This is a genomic window from Neisseria sp. DTU_2020_1000833_1_SI_GRL_NUU_006, assembly GCA_032388755.1.
Lineage (GTDB): Bacteria > Pseudomonadota > Gammaproteobacteria > Burkholderiales > Neisseriaceae > Neisseria > Neisseria sicca_C.
Window position 1 is genome coordinate 523,732 of the sequence record CP135593.1, and the last position, 17,679, is coordinate 541,410.

Consider the following 17,679-nt stretch of genomic DNA (forward strand, 5'->3'; position numbering starts at 1 on the left):
ATCTGAAGGACGAAACCATGAGTAAGGACAAAACCTGGTCGGGCCGTTTTAACGAGCCTGTTTCCGAGCTGGTGAAAAAATACACCGGTTCGATCGATTTCGACAAACGGCTTGCCGAGTGGGACATTCAGGGTTCGCTGGCGCACGCGCAAATGCTTGTTCAATCAGGTGTTTTGAGTGAAGAAGATTTGGCGGCGATCCGTCGGGGAATGGCGGAGATTATAGCAGAAATCAAGGACGGTACTATTTCTTGGTCGCTGGATTTGGAAGACGTTCACATGAACATCGAACGCCGCCTGACCGAAAAAATCGGCGATGCCGGCAAACGCCTGCATACCGGCCGCAGCCGCAACGACCAAGTCGCCACCGACATCCGCCTGTGGCTGCGCGACCAGATTACCGTCATTCAAGACCTGATTCGGAGCCTGCAAACGTCCTTGGTAGATTTGGCGGAACAAAACGCCGAAACCGTCATGCCCGGTTTCACCCATCTGCAAGTCGCCCAGCCCGTCAGTTTCGGACACCACATGCTCGCCTACGTCGAAATGCTCGGACGCGATTTCGAACGCATGACCGACTGTCGCAAACGCGTCAACCGTATGCCGCTCGGTGCTGCCGCCCTTGCCGGTACGACTTATCCGATTCAGCGCGAAATCACCGCCGAATTGCTGGGTTTCGAACAAATCTGCCAAAACTCGCTCGATGCCGTATCCGACCGCGATTTTGCCGTCGAGTTCACCGCCGCCGCCTCGCTGATTATGGTTCACCTGAGCCGCCTGTCTGAAGAATTGATTTTGTGGATGAGTCCGCGTTTCGGCTTTATCGACATCGCCGACCGCTTCTGTACGGGTTCATCCATCATGCCGCAGAAGAAAAATCCTGATGTGCCCGAACTCGTGCGCGGCAAATCCGGCCGTGTCATCGGGCACCTTATCGGCTTGATTACCCTGATGAAATCGCAGCCCTTGGCGTACAACAAAGACAATCAGGAAGACAAAGAACCGCTATTTGACACCGCCGACACGCTCATCGACACCCTGCGGATTTACGCTGACATGATGCGCGGCGTGACCGTCAAACCCGACAATATGCGCGCCGCCGTGATGCAGGGCTTCGCCACCGCCACCGATTTGGCGGATTACTTGGTGAAAAAAGGCATGCCTTTCCGCGACAGCCACGAAGTCGTCGCCCAAGCCGTGCGCCATGCCGACCAAGCGGGCGTCGATTTGAGCGAACTGCCGCTCGAAGTCCTGCAAGGCTTCAGCAACCTGATTTCAGACGACGTGTACGGCGTACTGACACCCGAAGGTAGTCTGAACGCGCGCAACCACTTGGGCGGAACCGCGCCGGAGCAAGTCCGCTTCCAAGTGAAACGCTGGAGGGAATTGTTGGTTTAAAGAGAAATAGATAGAAAGGTCGTCTGAAAACCGAAAATAGGGCTTTCAAACGACCTTTTCTGGTGAAGTAACTGATGAATAGTCAGATTTGCTTTTTAACATTATCCCCGTAAAATTCCGGGTCGTCGTAGAACTTTAACCATTGCCCGCATATTCGAAAAATAAGATATTTTCGGTGCATCTGTTTTCAGACGACCTCCTACATTATTCTCAGAAAGCCAAAATATGAATACCAAACAAAAAGTCATCGCCATAGACGGACCCAGTGCATCGGGGAAAGGCACAGTCGCTTCCCGCATCGCTCAGGCTTTAGGGTTCGATTATCTGGACTCCGGCGCGTTATACCGCCTGACCGCGCTGTATGCGAAGAAACGGGATGTGGAATGGAACGATGAAGAGGCGGTTGCCGCGCTGGCAGAAAATCTGCCCGCCCGCTTTGAAGGCACTCAGGTCTTTTTGGATGATGAAGACGTTTCGGGACAAATCCGCAGCGAAGCCATCGGCATGGGCGCTTCTGCAGTGGCGCAGTTGCCAAAAGTGCGTGCCGCGCTTTTGCAGCGGCAGCGTGATTTTCTAACGGGAAAAGGTTTGGTCGCCGACGGGCGCGATATGGGTTCGGTTGTTTTCCCCGATGCGGCGTTAAAGGTTTTTCTGACCGCAGGTGCGAAAATACGGGCGGAACGCCGCGCCAAACAAATCGGCATTCCATGCGAAGGCTTGGAATTTGAACGGATTTTGTCGGACATCGAGGCACGCGATGAAGCGGACCGCCGCCGCAGCGTCGCGCCCTTAAAGCAGCTTCCCGATGCGGAACTTTTGGATACGAGCGGGCTGAGTATCGAAGAAGCTGTAAAAAAAGTGCTTGATTGGTATCATAAAGTTTGAAATTTAGGGTATAATCCCTGCGTTTTGTTTCAGACGACCTTTGGAGCATCCGAAGGTCGTCTGAAATATTTATTTTCAAAGCCTGCCGTGCCAAGGGCGGCAGGCATTCTCCAACCTACCCCGCACCCCTTGGCGGTGTACCGAAAAGAGTATATATGACTATGGAAAATTTTGCCCAGTTGCTTGAAGAAAGCTTTACCCTGCAAGAAATGAACCCGGGTGAGGTGATTACTGCCGAAGTCGTGGCAATCGATCAAAACTTCGTTACCGTTAATGCAGGCCTGAAATCAGAATCTCTGATTGACGTTGCTGAATTCAAAAACGCTCAGGGCGAGATTGAAGTTAAAGTTGGCGATTTCGTTACCGTTACCATCGAATCCGTTGAAAACGGCTTCGGCGAAACCAAACTGTCCCGCGAAAAAGCCAAACGCGCTGCCGACTGGATCGCTTTGGAAGAAGCGATGGAAAACGGCGACATCCTGTCCGGTGTTATCAATGGCAAAGTCAAAGGCGGCCTGACCGTTATGATCAACAGCATCCGCGCATTCCTGCCGGGTTCTTTGGTTGACGTACGTCCCGTTAAAGACACTTCCCACTTTGAAGGCAAAGAAATCGAATTCAAAGTCATCAAACTGGACAAAAAACGCAACAACGTCGTGGTTTCCCGCCGTGCCGTTCTGGAAGCTACTTTGGGTGAAGAGCGCAAAGCCCTGCTGGAAAACCTGCAAGAAGGCTCTATCATCAAAGGTATCGTTAAAAACATCACCGACTACGGTGCATTCGTTGACTTGGGCGGCATCGACGGCCTGTTGCACATCACCGACCTGGCATGGCGCCGTGTGAAACACCCGAGCGAAGTTCTGGAAGTCGGTCAAGAAGTTGAAGCCAAAGTCCTGAAATTCGACCAAGACAAACAACGCGTTTCTCTGGGTATGAAACAACTGGGCGAAGATCCTTGGAGCGGTCTGACCCGTCGTTACCCACAAGGTACCCGCCTGTTCGGTAAAGTATCCAACCTGACCGACTACGGTGCGTTCGTTGAAATCGAACAAGGTATCGAAGGTTTGGTACACGTTTCCGAAATGGACTGGACCAACAAAAACGTACACCCAAGCAAAGTCGTACAATTGGGCGACGAAGTCGAAGTCATGATTCTGGAAATCGACGAAGACCGCCGCCGTATCTCTTTGGGCATGAAACAATGTCAAGCCAATCCTTGGGAAGAATTTGCCGCCAACCACAACAAAGGCGACAAAATCTCTGGTGCGGTTAAATCCATCACTGACTTCGGCGTATTCGTAGGTCTGCCCGGCGGTATCGACGGTCTGGTTCACCTGTCTGACCTGTCTTGGACTGAAGCCGGCGAAGAAGCTGTACGCAAATACAAAAAAGGCGAAGAAGTTGAAGCCGTTGTATTGGCAATCGACGTTGACAAAGAGCGTATCTCTTTGGGCATCAAACAACTGGAAGGCGATCCTTTCGGTAACTTCATCAGCGTAAACGACAAAGGTTCTTTGGTTAAAGGTTCTGTGAAATCTGTTGATGCCAAAGGTGCCGTTGTTGCCCTGTCTGACGAAGTAGAAGGCTATCTACCTGCTTCCGAATTCGCAGCCGACCGCGTTGAAGACCTGACCACCAAACTGAAAGAAGGTGATGAGGTTGAAGCCGTTATCGTAACCGTCGACCGCAAAAACCGCAGCATCCGCCTGTCTGTTAAAGCCAAAGACGCTAAAGAAAACCGTGAAGCCCTGAATTCAGTCAACGCTGCTGCAACCGCCAGCGCAGGTACTACCAGCCTTGGCGACTTGCTGAAAGCCAAACTGTCCGGCGACCAAGAATAAGGTTGCAGACATGACGAAGTCTGAATTAATGGTTCGTTTGGCAGAAGTTTTTGCCGAGAAAAACGGTAACCAATTGCTGGCAAAAGACGTCGAATACAGCGTAAAGGTTTTGGTTGACACCATGACCCGCTCGCTGGCTCGCGGTCAGCGTATTGAAATCCGTGGTTTCGGCAGCTTCGATTTGAACCATCGCCCGGCCCGTATCGGCCGCAACCCCAAAACCGGCGAACGTGTGGAAGTGCCTGAAAAACACGTCCCTCACTTCAAGCCCGGTAAGGAATTGCGTGAACGTGTGGACTTGGCTTTACAAGAAAATGCCAACTAAACCTGAGTAAACGAACGCCGCAGAAATGCGGCGTTTTTGTTGTCTGAAAATATGGTTCTCTATTGTTTTCGTAATTTGGGTGGGATTTGTAATGGAAAATTCATAGGGGCGTCTGAAATCATCTATAATACGTTTCTTTTAATGATTGCCCGTTGATAAAACGTATAGTGGATTAACTTTAAATCAGGACAAGGCGACGAAGCCGCAGATAGTACAGATAGTACGGAACTGATTCACTTGGTGCTTCAGCACCTTAGAGAATCGTTCTCTTTGAGCTAAGGCGAGGCAACGCCGTACTGGTTTAAAGTTAATCCACTATAATTGTCAAACCCAAAAACATAATAAAGGTCAGATATGAGTGATAGAGGTCAACTGTTTGTCGCCCCTCCGTTTGAAAACCACAGCCCGCTGACTTGGTATCAGGCGGCAGCTGAACAACCGAATTTCATCCGCGATGAAGCACAGGCGCGGGCGATTGAATATTTGGATCGTTTGTGGACGGAACTGATGATGTTCAAACGCAAACGCAATCGTTTCCTAGGGCGCAGCCTGCGCTCTCCCCAAGTACCGAAAGGTCTGTATTTTTACGGCGGCGTGGGTCGCGGCAAAAGTTTCTTGATGGATGCTTTTTTCGGCTGTTTGCCATACCGCCGCAAACGCCGTGTCCACTTTCATGCCTTTATGGCGGAAATCCATAAGCGTTTGAAAGACTTGAAAAGTGAAGCCAACCCTTTAAAAGCAGTTGCTGCTGAGATTGCCAAAGAGACCCGCGTATTGTGTTTTGACGAATTTCACGTCAGCGATATTGCAGATGCGATGATTTTGGGTCGCCTGCTGGAAAACTTGTTGAGCGAAGGTGTGGTTTTGGTGGCAACTTCCAACTATGCTCCGTCCGAGCTTTATCCCCAAGGTCAAAACAGAAGCAGCTTTCTGCCGACCATCGCGCTGATTGAATCCAGTCTGACCGTCTTAAATGTTGACGGGGGGGAAGACTACCGTCTGCGTACTTTACGTCCTGCCGAGATTTTCTTCGTTCCCAACAATGAAGAAAACGAGCAGAAACTGGCTGCTTTATTTAAAGAAATGGCGGGAATTGCTGAATTGAATCCCGGTGTCAGCGTAATACACGGGCGCGAAATTCCGCACAAAGCCCAATCCGACCGCGCCATTTGGTTCGATTTCCGCGCTTTATGTTTTGGTCCGCGTTCGCAAGCCGATTACCTCTATTTGGCCGAACATTATGAAATGGTGTTCGTATCAGGATTGGAACGTCTGACGCCGCAGGAAAAAGCCGAAGCGCGCCGCCTTACATGGCTGATTGACGTATTGTACGATTTCCGAGTAAAACTCTGTGCCACCAGCGCGGTAAGCGTAAACGATATTTATGTCGAAGGCGATTTCGCCGAAGAATTTACCCGTACTGCCAGCCGTATGGTGGAAATGCAATCGGAAGTTTATTTGGAGCAACCGCATCTGACGTTAAAAAAATAAGATTCAGGAGAAGAAAAAAGAGTGGCTTTCCCCAAAGTATACTGAAATTTGATAAAATAGTAGTTCATTTTCCCCAACCTCAGACTATTGCACAACGCAATAAAAACAAGGACATAATATGGCTATTGAGCGCACGATCTCCATCGTTAAACCCGATGCTGTAGGTAAAAATGTAATCGGCAAAATTTACAGCCGTTTTGAAGACAACGGACTGCGTATTGTCGCCGCCAAAATGAAGCACCTCAGCGTGCGCGAAGCCCAAGAGTTTTATGCTGTCCATAAAGAGCGTCCTTTTTACGACAGCTTGGTTGCCTTTATGACCAGCGGTCCTGTCATGATTCAGGTGTTGGAAGGTGAAAATGCCGTTGCAAAAAACCGTGAACTGATGGGCGCGACCAACCCTGCGGAAGCCGCTCCCGGTACGATACGTGCCGATTTTGCCGAATCTCTCAGCGTAAACGCCGTACATGGTTCTGACAGTCTGGAAAACGCAGCAATCGAGATTGCCTACTTCTTTAGCCAAAGCGAAATCTGCCCGCGTTAACGATAGATGCCGTTCGAACGTCCGACCGGTTCGGGCGTTTGGACGGTTTTGTCGATATTGTTTGTCTCAATCTATTTTCAGACGACCTTTCTCAAATGGGGGTCGTCTGAAAATATGATAGAAGAAGCTTGGAAATAAAAGCTGTTTGCTCAACAAGATTCAGTGCATGTTCAAACCCACTATGTAACGCCCTAATCCGCCGGATTCGCAAGATTTATCAAGACAGCCTTTATTAAAAGCTTTACCAAGAAATAAACCACATGAAAACCAATCTGCTGAATTACGATTTAAACGGACTGACCCATCATTTTGCCGAGATGGGCGAAAAACCGTTCCGCGCCAAACAAGTCATGCGCTGGATCCACCAAGCCGGTGCGCAAAGTTTCGATGAAATGACCGATTTGGCAAAATCCCTACGCCTGAAACTCAACGAACAGGCAAGCGTGGATGTGCCTAAACTAATGATGGCGCAAGAATCCGCCGATGGGACGCGCAAATGGCTGTTGGATGTAGGAACGGGCAACGGCGTGGAAACAGTGTTTATCCCCGAAGCAGAACGCGGTACGTTGTGTATTTCCTCGCAAGTCGGCTGCGCATTGGAATGCACCTTCTGCTCTACCGGCCGCCAAGGTTTCAACCGTAATCTGACCGCTGCCGAAATCATTGGGCAACTGTGGTGGGCAAATAAAGCAATGGGCGTTACGCCGAAAAACGAACGCGTGATTTCCAATGTAGTCATGATGGGCATGGGCGAGCCAATGGCGAACTTTGATAATGTCGTTACTGCGCTGAGCATTATGCTGGACGATCATGGCTACGGCCTCAGCCGCCGCCGCGTTACCGTTTCTACATCGGGTATGGTGCCGCAAATGGACAGGCTGCGCGATGCGATGCCTGTTGCGCTGGCAGTATCCCTTCATGCTTCCAACGACGAAGTACGCGATCAAATCGTTCCGCTGAATAAAAAATATCCGTTGAAAGAGTTGATGGCGGCATGCCAACGCTATTTGGTCAAAGCACCAAGAGATTTCATTACTTTTGAATACGTTATGTTGGACGGAATCAATGACAAAGCGCAACATGCGCGCGAACTGATTGAGCTGGTAAAAGACGTACCGTGCAAATTCAATCTGATTCCGTTCAATCCTTTCCCCAATTCCGGCTACGAACGCTCTACCAATGAAAATATCCGCGTTTTCCGCGATATTTTGCAGCAGGCAGGATTCGTGGTAACCGTCCGCAAAACACGTGGCGACGATATTGACGCAGCTTGCGGTCAATTGGCAGGACAAGTACAAGATAAAACACGCCGCCAACAAAAATGGCAGCAGATTTTGGTTGAACAACAGAGCTGATTATGAAACTGAACATTTGGCAACCCATTATTTTAACTTTGGTTTTGGGCGCATGCGCCGGCCCGAAAGGTCCAAGCAGAGCGGAACGTGCGACACAGGTCGCCAATATCAAAACCCAGTTGGCTATCGAATACATGCGCGGGGGCGATTACCGTCAAGCAACGGTCAGTATTGAAGAGGCATTGAAAGCGGACAGCAGCAATGAAGATGCATGGCTGGTTCGCGCACAAATCTATCAATATCTCAAAGTGCGCGAAAAGGCGCAGGAAAGCTTCCAAAAAGCCCTATCCTTGAAACCTGACAATGCGGAAATCAACAATAACTACGGCTGGTTCTTGTGCAGCGAGATGAATAATCCTGCCCAGTCCATCAGTTATTTTGACAAAGCCCTGGCCGATCCGACTTATCCTTCTCCGTTTATCGCCAACCTCAACAAGGGCATTTGCAGCGCGAAGATGGGACAATATTCGCTGGCAGAAGCTTATCTCGAACGCTCTTTGGCTGCGCAACCTCAATTCCCGCCTGCGTTTAAAGAATTGGCAAGGACCAAAATGCTGGCAGGCAATTTAAACGAAGCGGACTATTATTTCCGTCAATACCAAAGCAAAGTCGATGTCTTGCAGGCAGATGATTTGCTGCTGGGTTGGAAATTGGCGACTGCTTTGGGCAATAGCCAGGCAGCCTACGAATACGAAGCCCAGCTAAGGGCAAACTTCCCCTACTCGGAACAATTACAGGCGGCAACCACAGGTAAGTAACCACATGGAAAATCAAAAGAAAAACGAATACGACATTCAAACTGCCCAATCATTGGGAGATGAGCTGAGACAACTCAGACAAAAATCAGGTTGGGATATTGACGAAGTAGCGCGACGGTTGAAACTGTCTGCCGAACAAATTGAAGCGCTCGAAAAAGGAGACTATTCTTTCTTTTCAGGATTGGTCTTCGTTATGGGCTATCTGCGTTCTTATGCCCGTCTGTTGAAAATCGATGAAACAACCATTACGGGTCGTCTGAAAGCCATTTCCGCGCCGGAAGAAGACCATGTCTATCTGGTAGACCGCAAACAAAATACCGGCTTAAACTACCAAGATGGTGAAAAAGTCGGTTTTCCCAAATGGGTTTTGGGCATGGCGGCGCTCATCCTGCTTGGCGGCGGTATTTATGTTTGGCAAAGCAAGTCCAATCATGAAAACGAACAACAAGTCGCGCAAAACAGCGATGCAGTACGCAACAGTATGCAGACGCCGGATTTGAAAAAAGAAAATGTTGCCGTTTCCAATATGGCAGAAAACGGCAAACAAGAAATATCCAATGCCGAAAAAGCAGCTTCAAGTGTCGCCGAATCCGAAGCAGCGGCATCTGAACCTGAAGTCAACGTCGATTCAGACGAGCTTTGGATTAAAGTCCAATACCGAAGCAATCTGATTATCACCGACAAGAAAGGTACCATGATTTTCAGCCGGATCATTCCCGCAGGCAGTGAAAAACGCTTTAAAGGCGGGGCGCCTTACAACGTTTGGATCGGCATTGCCGCAGGTGCGCAAGCCAATTACGGCGGAACGCCCATCCAGCTGATACAATACCGCGCCGCAGGTGAAAAATCCGCTTCATTTGTAGCAGGAAAAAAATAAAGATGAACACACCCAAACGCCGCCAAACCCATCAAGTACAAATCGATCATCTCACCGTCGGTTCGGATGCCCCCGTTGTCGTGCAATCGATGACCAATACCGACACCGCAGATGCTAAAGCAACCGCCCTGCAAGTCAAAGAATTGAGCGATGCAGGCTCAGAAATGGTGCGCATTACCGTCAACAGCCCGGAAGCCGCCTCCAAAGTTGCCGAAATCCGCCAACGTTTGGACGACATGGGTTACACCACCCCGCTGATTGGCGACTTCCATTTCAATGGCGAACGTCTGTTGGCAGAATTTCCCGAGTGCGGCAAAGCCTTGTCCAAATACCGCATCAACCCCGGCAATGTCGGCAAAGGCGCAAAAGGTGATGAAAAATTTGCCTATATGATTCGGACTGCCGCCGAAAACGACAAAGCCGTCCGTATCGGCGTCAACTGGGGTTCGCTTGACCAAAGCCTCGCCAAGCGCATGATGGATGCCAATCTGGCGTCCTCATCGCCCAAACCGCCTGAAGAAATCATGAAAGAAGCCTTGATTATTTCGGCGTTGGAATCTGCTGAAAAAGCCGTCCGATTAGGTTTGCCTGAAAACAAAATCATCTTGTCGTGCAAGGTCAGCTCCGTTCAAGATTTGATTCAGGTTTACCGCGAGCTGGGCAGCCGCTGCCAATATCCGCTCCACTTAGGCTTGACGGAAGCAGGTATGGGCAGCAAAGGCATTGTCGCTTCGACTGCCGCCTTGGCCGTACTGCTTCAAGAAGGCATCGGCGACACTATCCGCATTTCCCTGACCCCCGAACCCGACAGCTCGCGCACGCAGGAAGTCATCGTCGGTCAGGAAATTCTACAAACCATGGGACTGCGCTCGTTTACCCCCATGGTTACCGCCTGCCCGGGCTGCGGACGCACCACCAGCACAGTCTTCCAAGAGCTTGCCCAAGATGTACAAAATTACCTTCGCCAAAAAATGACCGTATGGCGCACCCTTTACCCCGGTGTAGAATCTTTAAACGTTGCCGTAATGGGCTGCGTCGTTAACGGACCGGGCGAAAGCAAACTGGCAGACATCGGCATCAGCCTGCCCGGAACCGGCGAAACCCCTGTTGCCCCGGTTTATGTTGACGGAGAACGCAAAGTGACTTTAAAAGGCGACAATATCGCAGCCGAATTCTTAGAGATTGTCGAAGAATACGTCAAAACCAATTATTGCGAAGGCGGTGTAAAACGCGGTCAAAACCGTATTATCCCGATACAGTCAGCTTGATAGGAATGAATAAAGGTCGTCTGAAAAACATTCAGACGACCTTTTGGTTTGCCGGTATATTTATTAATGAAAATTACGAAGAGGTAGAGGAACAGACCAGTTGCTTGGAATATTCAGCCCGTTAGAAACTTGGTCATGCTAAATTTGTTAGGCACGAGGAGGTTTTGTCCATTCGCTATTTTCAAATTAACCTAAAACTCAAAAAAAAGGCGATACCTTTCAGTACCGCCAAAGCTGCTTTGGTGATGAAACCTGTTATTTCGAGGCGCAACGGAAGCCTAGGTTGTGCAGGACGTATTTCGATTGCAGGCTGGTGCGAATGCCGTAGCGCAGGAAGGCGGCGTAATTTGATGGGTCACTGGAGCCTACGGATGCGCCGCTGCAAAACATTTGCGTATCGGCATTGCCTGACGAGAGCAGGCTGCTGTTGAAGTCTTCCGTCCATTCCCAAATCAGGCCGTGCATATCGTAAATGCCCCAGTAGTTGGGTTTGCTTTTGCCGACATCGCGCAAGCCGTTTCTGCCGCCGTCTGCATACCAGTCAAGAATGGTACGGTTGTATCCGGGTTCGGCAGAACCGTTTTTCTGTGTGGCGGAGGCCAGTCCGGCAAATTCCCATTGGTCTATGGTCGGCAGGCGTTTGCCTTGCGCAGTACAGTAGGCATTGGCGGCAAACCAAGATACGTTGGTTACCGGATGTTTCAGTTCGTTGGGTTTGGGTGCGTAGCTGTTGCTGCCGGTTTTAACCCAGTGTTTGAGGTAGGCAGGCTCGGCTTGTTTGGAGCTGACTTTGCCTTTTTGCCACTGCGGGTGTTTTTTGACAAACTCTGCAAATTCGGCATTGGTAACGGGATATTTGTCGATTTGGAAGGGTTTGACTTTAATGAGGCTTGTTTCTTTCTTCAGATAGAGCGGGCGGTAGCTGCCGCCTTCAACTTTTGCCATTTCGGCCGCCGCTGCACTGCCGCTTGCGACAAGGGTAAAGAAGGCGAGGAGTGGTATGAGTTTCATAACGGGCTTTCTCATCTGAATACGGAGTATTAGGCTCTGATTATATAGCGAAACCGGATAAAAATCCTTAAAAGCCGTCTGATTATTGTGCTTTGGGCTTGTCGGTTCGTGCATATAGTGGATTAACTTTAAACCAGTACGACGTTGCCTCGCCTTAGCTCAAAGAGAACGATTCTCTAAGGTGCTGAAGCACCAAGTGAATCGGTTCCGTGCTATCTGTACTGTCTGCGGCTTCGTCGCCTTGTCCTGATTTAAATTTAATCCACTATACTTGAAACTGGTTTTTCAGACGACCTTCGATACTTGATAGGTCGTCTGAAAAACCAATCTTTCGATTGGTTGTGGAAGAAAGCCACTGTTGTCCTTGCATCAGCCGGAACAGCAGTGGCTTTTTTCTGTCTCTACGCCGAGATGACTGGATTAGTAGCCGCCTTTACCTGCAGATGCTGCGGAAGCAGGCGCTGCTGCGGAAGATGCAGGGGCAGCCGGAGCTGAAGCGGCAGGGGCTGAAGCCGCACCGCTACCTGCATAGGCTTTGTCTTCCAGTTTTTTGGTCATGATTTCAGGGTTCTCTGCGCCCTCTACTTTCAATTGACCCAAAGCACCTTTGTTGAACGCACGGAAGAGAGAGTGGTCAACCACAGTGTAGCTGCCCGGGATGTCGGCTTTAAATTCGATAATCGCTGCACCACCGGCAGGAATCAGGGTACTTTGTACGTTTTCGTTGATCAGTTTGCCAGCTTCTACGTAAACTTTGTCGAAGATCTCACCGATAACGTGGAAGGAAGATACCAAGTTAGGACCACCGTTACCAACGTACATACGAACGGTTTCACCAGCTTTAGCTTTCAGAGCGTTGTCGCCGGCGATAGAACCTACGTGACCGTTAAATACAACGTATTCAGGTTGTTCTGCGATGGCTTTGTCCATATCGAACGGTTGCAGGCCTTGCGCACCTTTTTTGCCTTTAGTGTAGAAGTCACCTTGTACGATGTAGAACTCTTTGTCCACTTTAGGCAGGCCTTCTTTAGGTTCAACCAAAATCAGACCGTACATACCGTTGGCGATGTGCATACCGACAGGGGCAACGGCACAGTGATAGATGTACAGACCGGGTTGCAGGGCTTTGAAGCTGAATGTAGAAGTACGACCCGGAGCAGTGAAGCTGGCTTCTGCACCACCGCCTTGACCGGTAGCAGCGTGGAAGTCAACATTGTGCGGTACGGTAGAAGACGGGTTGTTAGAGAATTCGACTTCTACGGTGTCACCTTCGCGTACGCGGATCATGCGGCCCGGAACGTCGCCGTCAAATGTCCAGTAGTGGTATTCCACGCCATCGTCCATTTTCATGGTTTTTTCAATGGTTTCCATTTTGACGCGTACGCGTGCAGGATGGTCGCGGTCGATGGCAGGCGGAACTTCAGGAGCGTGGGTGGTTACCGCGTCGATAACAGGCAGATCGGCTGCAGGCGTTTCGGCAGCAGCTTGAGCACCGGAAGCAGGAGCCTCGGAAGCTGCAGGAGCGGAAGCGGAAGCGGTTTGCTCGGCAGGTTTTTGGGCGGCTTGTTCGCCACAAGCGGCTAAAGCAAAAACTGAAGCAATGATTGCAGCTAAAGCTTGGCGTTTCATAGTTGTCATTTCCTTTAGTTAATTATCTAAGAAGGTTAGGGTAAATTCTCAAACTCTGTTATCTGCGGCATACCGCTTTTGGCACTTTCTGAACGTCTATATCCGTCTCGTCTGAAAGGCATCTCTTGTGAACTTTTGTAGGATTATGTAGGCGGATTCGCTGTCATATCTTGACTTAAGTCAATTAATTCATTGAATATGAACCTTTAGCGCCATTCTTAATACTTAATGATTAGTCAAAACTACATCAAATCATCTATTATTATTCACATGTTTTATCCAATTCTTCGCAAAAATGATTTTGAATTTTGAGAATAAGAATTATTATTGACTATATACCTGTTTTTTAAAGATTGTTGTTAAGAGAATATTTCTTTTGCCTGAAAAGAGTGCTACAATCTTTAACATTCATATAGTATGAATTTATAAGCAACCACTTTTTACCAAAATAAGGAGTTCTGAAATGGGACAGTACAAGAAGCTATGGTATACGCTGTTTGCCGTCTTGGCAGTCTGCTTCACCATACTTGGCTACATGGGCAGCGAGGTTTATAAAAAAGCCCCGCCTTACCCTGAGAAAGTCGTTTCGGTATCAGGCAAGCAGCTGATGACCAAAGACGATATTTTGGCAGGTCAATCAGCCTGGCAAACTACAGGCGGTATGGAAGTCGGTTCCGTATTGGGACACGGCGCATATCAAGCTCCGGACTGGACTGCCGACTGGCTGCACCGCGAGCTGGCCGCATGGTTGGATTTGACCGCGCAAGAGGCTTACGGCAAAAAATTCGACGAGATCTCTCCTGAAGAACAAGCCGTGTTGAAAACCCGCCTTGCCGACGAATACCGTAATCAAAGCCGTATCAAGGAAGACGGCAGCGTCGTCATCAGCGATACCCGTGCCAAAGCCATTGAGAGCATTCTGCCTTACTACCACGGAGTATACGGCGATGATCCCGCCCTTCAGACGACCCGCGAACACTTCGCAATGAAAAACAACACATTGCCAAGTAAAGAAGCGCGTGAAAAACTGTTCAACTTCTTCTTCTGGACTTCGTGGTCTGCTTCGACCAACCGTCCTGACGAAACTTTCACCTACACCAACAACTGGCCGCACGAGCCTCTGATCAACAACGTGCCGACTACTGAAAACTACATGTGGTCGTTTACTAGTATAGTCTTGCTGGTGATGGGTATCGGCTTTTTGATGTGGGGTTACTCCTTCCTGACCAAGCACGAAGTTGTGGAAGTTCCGACTGAAGATCCGATTTCCAAAATTCAACTGACTCCTTCCCAAAAAGCACTGGGCAAATACGTCTTTTTGACAGTCGCCCTGTTTGTGGTGCAAGTGCTGCTGGGCGGCCTGACCGCGCACTATACCGTCGAAGGTCAAGGTTTCTACGGCATAGACGAAGCACTGGGCTTCGAAATGTCCGACTGGTTCCCTTACGCATTGACCCGTACTTGGCACATCCAATCCGCCATCTTCTGGATTGCAACCGGCTTCCTGACGGCAGGTCTGTTCTTGGCTCCGATTGTTAACGGCGGCAAAGATCCCAAGTTCCAACGCGAAGGCGTAAACCTGCTCTACATCGCTCTGTTTATCGTCGTGGGCGGTTCTTACGCAGGCAACTTCCTCGCCCTGACGCACGTCATTCCGCCCGAGGTGAACTTCTGGTTCGGACACCAAGGTTACGAATATCTCGATTTGGGCCGTTTCTGGCAACTCCTGCTGATGGTCGGCCTGCTGTTGTGGCTTTTCCTGATGCTGCGCTGCACGGTATCTGCCTTTAAAGAAAAAGGTGTGGATAAAAACCTGTTGGCGATGTTTGTATCCTCAGTGGTAGGTGTCGGTGTGTTCTACGCGCCCGGTCTCTTCTACGGCGAGAAATCTCCGATTGCCGTCATGGAATATTGGCGCTGGTGGGTAGTTCACCTGTGGGTAGAAGGCTTCTTCGAAGTGTTTGCTACCGCAGCCTTTGCCTTCATTTTCTACAACATGGGTTTTGTCCGCCGCAGTACCGCTACCGCATCTACTCTGGCTGCCGGTGCTATTTATATGTTGGGCGGCGTGCCGGGTACGCTGCACCACCTGTACTTCACAGGTTCTACTTCAGCCTCTATGGCAATCGGCGCCTGCTTCTCCGCGTTGGAAGTCGTACCGCTGGTGTTGCTGGGTCGCGAAGCCTACGAGCATTGGTCTTACCAGCACAATTCCGACTGGGCGAAACGCCTGCGTTGGCCGCTGATGTGCTTTGTAGCAGTTGCCTTCTGGAACATGATCGGTGCCGGCGTATTCGGCTTCCTGATTAACCCGCCGATTTCCCTGTTCTACATCCAAGGCCTGAACACTACCGCAGTCCACGCACACGCAGCCTTGTTCGGTGTGTACGGCTTCTTGGCACTGGGCTTCGTATTGCTGGTTGCCCGCTACCTGAAACCAAACGCACAATTCGACGAAAAAGTGATGACTTGGGGCTTCTGGCTGCTCAACGGCGGTTTGGTCGGCATGATTGCCGTCAGCCTGCTGCCGGTCGGCGCCATCCAAGCACATGCGGCCATCACTCATGGTCTGTGGTATGCCCGTAGCGAAGAGTTCCTGCAAATGGAAATCCTCGACACCCTGCGCTGGGTACGTACGGCAGCTGACTTGATCTTCATCGGCGGTGCAATCTGCGTAGCCATCCAAGCAACCAAAATCGTATTCAGCCGCGATAAATAAATCCTAGCTTGAATACCCCCTGCAAAAGGTCGTCTGAAAGTTCCAGACGACCTTTTCTTTTGGAAGATAGAAGAAACTTAATGGGGAGTTGCCTGAAAGGGGTAGGGCAGCTTAGCTTGGTCCATGCTCGCTTACGCCTTATTATAGTGGATTAAATTTAAATCAGGACAAGGCGACGAAGCCGCAGACAGTACAGATAGTACGGCAAGGCGAGGCAACGCCGTACTGGTTTAAAGTTAATCCACTATATCAAACATCGGAGCCATGCCGTTGATGTATTGGGTTTGCTGAATCTGCTCGTCGCTGGCAAACATTCGGTCAAACACGCTGCGGACTTCGTCGGTCAATTCTACGTTCAGGTTTTTCAGGGATTGATACACCTGCTTCAGCCATGAACGGAAACGGCGGAATACCCCGCGCAATTCTTCGCTTGGTGCTTTACCCTCGTACAGGTAGGCTTCGAAACCGCGCGCCCATTTCTCGTGATTCTCGCGCTGCTCGTCCAGACTCATTGCGTCCCATGCGGCAAGGTCTTTCACGCCGAACCAATCTAAGGTCGTCTGAACGTCGGACAGGAATTGCCGTTCCTGCCCGGTCAGGTTCTCGGCAGGCTTGGCGGTCAGGTCGCGGGCGATGCGGGTATTCGTCTCAAGGAAGAAATGCCCCAGTTCGTGGACGAATGTAGAAGCGTCGGCGTTTTTCAACAGGGCAATCAGGTTATGCTCACGGCTGAACATTCCACGGTCTGCGCCGCCTTGATACAGTATGTCTTGATTGGCGTCGGCGTTGGGGGTAGAATTTGAGTTGTGGGATATGCCCCCTTCCGCTTCGGGCGTTAGGTTTGATAGGGACACGGCGTGTTGTAACACGTCTTGGGCATTAGCCGATTGGGGATACTTCCACATAGAAACGGTGCGTAAATCGCGCCGTTTTTTGCTACTGTCGGCAAGATACACAATCAACCCATCGTCAAACTGTTTTGCAAATGCAAAGCGTCTGTTGTTTGTTCCTTTGATTGGCTCACTGGCTATTGCGTCATAATTTGAAACAATATCAGTGATTCGGCTTATGTCTTCGCCTGTGATGGCAATCTGTCCGCGCTTCGCTTCGCTTTCTGCGTTTCCATGGTTGTTTTTGATGTGTTCAATCGCGCTTTGATTTACAGATACAGAATAGCCCGATGTTTCGGGAAATTGTTCTTCCAATCGGGTATTGCGAGTATTCCAAAACACGGCCTCTGCTTTATTGTTTCCGTTCCATAAATCCGCTGCGTCCTGCGGGTTTTCGCTATGCACCCATCCGCGCGGCGGGTTGCTTGCCAACGCCTGATTCAATACGCCGTCGTCAATCAGGCTTTCTCCGACCACGTTTAAACCGCCGTATGCCGCATCAAAATCACGGATTCCCATATTCAGACGACCTGCAAGGGCTTCAACGGCGCGGGCGTACAGCGTCGCATTGGCTTCAGCCTGCGTCTTGTTCATTATTTGTTTTTATTCCATAAACGTTTGGTGAGGATTTTCTCTGCCGATTGTTGTACGTTAATAGAAAAAGGTCGTCTGAAACTTGGATTTCAAGT

The 17,679-nt window shown here is 49.9% G+C and carries 14 protein-coding genes; 11 read left to right on the plus strand and 3 right to left on the minus strand.

What is annotated here, in order from left to right:
- Positions 1-17: 17 nt before the first annotated feature.
- From argH to ispG, 10 genes are all read left to right on the plus strand, one after another.
- Positions 18-1,397, plus strand: coding sequence for an argininosuccinate lyase (argH, locus tag RSJ68_02460; GenBank protein ID WNU97637.1), 1,380 nt, complete (start codon positions 18-20; stop codon positions 1,395-1,397).
- A 225-nt stretch (positions 1,398-1,622) separates the two neighbouring features.
- Entirely contained in the window at positions 1,623-2,282 is a 660-nt protein-coding gene (gene cmk, locus RSJ68_02465; GenBank protein WNU97638.1) for a (d)CMP kinase, read from the plus strand.
- A gap of 155 nt (positions 2,283-2,437) precedes the next feature.
- A complete protein-coding gene (gene rpsA, locus RSJ68_02470; GenBank protein ID WNU97639.1) occupies positions 2,438-4,123 on the plus strand; it encodes a 30S ribosomal protein S1 in 1,686 nt (561 codons plus the stop codon).
- A gap of 10 nt (positions 4,124-4,133) precedes the next feature.
- Positions 4,134-4,448, plus strand: a complete 315-nt coding sequence (locus tag RSJ68_02475; GenBank protein WNU97640.1) for an integration host factor subunit beta — start codon at positions 4,134-4,136, stop codon at positions 4,446-4,448.
- A gap of 354 nt (positions 4,449-4,802) precedes the next feature.
- Complete coding sequence (gene zapE / locus RSJ68_02480; GenBank protein WNU97641.1) at positions 4,803-5,939, plus strand: cell division protein ZapE; 1,137 nt, start codon at positions 4,803-4,805, stop codon at positions 5,937-5,939.
- Between the two features lie 118 nt (positions 5,940-6,057).
- Positions 6,058-6,483: a nucleoside-diphosphate kinase gene (ndk, locus tag RSJ68_02485; GenBank protein ID WNU97642.1), complete on the plus strand. Its 426-nt coding sequence runs from the start codon at positions 6,058-6,060 to the stop codon at positions 6,481-6,483.
- Positions 6,484-6,743: 260 nt separating this feature from the next.
- The gene (rlmN, locus tag RSJ68_02490) at positions 6,744-7,838 is read left to right on the plus strand and encodes a 23S rRNA (adenine(2503)-C(2))-methyltransferase RlmN (GenBank protein WNU97643.1); all 1,095 of its coding nucleotides are present in this window, start codon (positions 6,744-6,746) and stop codon (positions 7,836-7,838) included.
- A 2-nt stretch (positions 7,839-7,840) separates the two neighbouring features.
- Positions 7,841-8,596, plus strand: a complete 756-nt coding sequence (gene pilW / locus RSJ68_02495) for a type IV pilus biogenesis/stability protein PilW (protein WNU97644.1) — start codon at positions 7,841-7,843, stop codon at positions 8,594-8,596.
- 4 nt (positions 8,597-8,600) lie between these two features.
- Positions 8,601-9,473 carry a DUF4115 domain-containing protein gene (locus RSJ68_02500; GenBank protein ID WNU97645.1) on the plus strand — a complete coding sequence of 291 codons (873 nt, stop codon included), beginning with the start codon at positions 8,601-8,603 and terminating at the stop codon, positions 9,471-9,473.
- A 2-nt stretch (positions 9,474-9,475) separates the two neighbouring features.
- Positions 9,476-10,741: a flavodoxin-dependent (E)-4-hydroxy-3-methylbut-2-enyl-diphosphate synthase gene (gene ispG / locus RSJ68_02505; GenBank protein WNU97646.1), complete on the plus strand. Its 1,266-nt coding sequence runs from the start codon at positions 9,476-9,478 to the stop codon at positions 10,739-10,741.
- A 255-nt stretch (positions 10,742-10,996) separates the two neighbouring features.
- Here ispG and RSJ68_02510 read toward each other — a convergent pair whose 3' ends face one another.
- Both RSJ68_02510 and nirK read right to left on the minus strand, forming a co-directional pair.
- Positions 10,997-11,752 (minus strand): formylglycine-generating enzyme family protein, encoded by a 756-nt coding sequence (locus RSJ68_02510; GenBank protein WNU97647.1) that lies wholly within the window; start codon positions 11,750-11,752, stop codon positions 10,997-10,999.
- A gap of 420 nt (positions 11,753-12,172) precedes the next feature.
- Positions 12,173-13,381 carry a copper-containing nitrite reductase gene (gene nirK, locus RSJ68_02515; protein ID WNU97648.1) on the minus strand — a complete coding sequence of 403 codons (1,209 nt, stop codon included), beginning with the start codon at positions 13,379-13,381 and terminating at the stop codon, positions 12,173-12,175.
- A gap of 463 nt (positions 13,382-13,844) precedes the next feature.
- Here nirK and RSJ68_02520 point away from each other — a divergent pair, with 463 nt between their 5' ends.
- The gene (locus RSJ68_02520; GenBank protein WNU97649.1) at positions 13,845-16,100 is read left to right on the plus strand and encodes a nitric-oxide reductase large subunit; all 2,256 of its coding nucleotides are present in this window, start codon (positions 13,845-13,847) and stop codon (positions 16,098-16,100) included.
- Between the two features lie 236 nt (positions 16,101-16,336).
- Here the strand turns inward: RSJ68_02520 and RSJ68_02525 are convergent, their stop codons facing one another.
- Positions 16,337-17,584 carry a hypothetical protein gene (locus tag RSJ68_02525; GenBank protein ID WNU97650.1) on the minus strand — a complete coding sequence of 416 codons (1,248 nt, stop codon included), beginning with the start codon at positions 17,582-17,584 and terminating at the stop codon, positions 16,337-16,339.
- Positions 17,585-17,679: the final 95 nt, after the last annotated feature.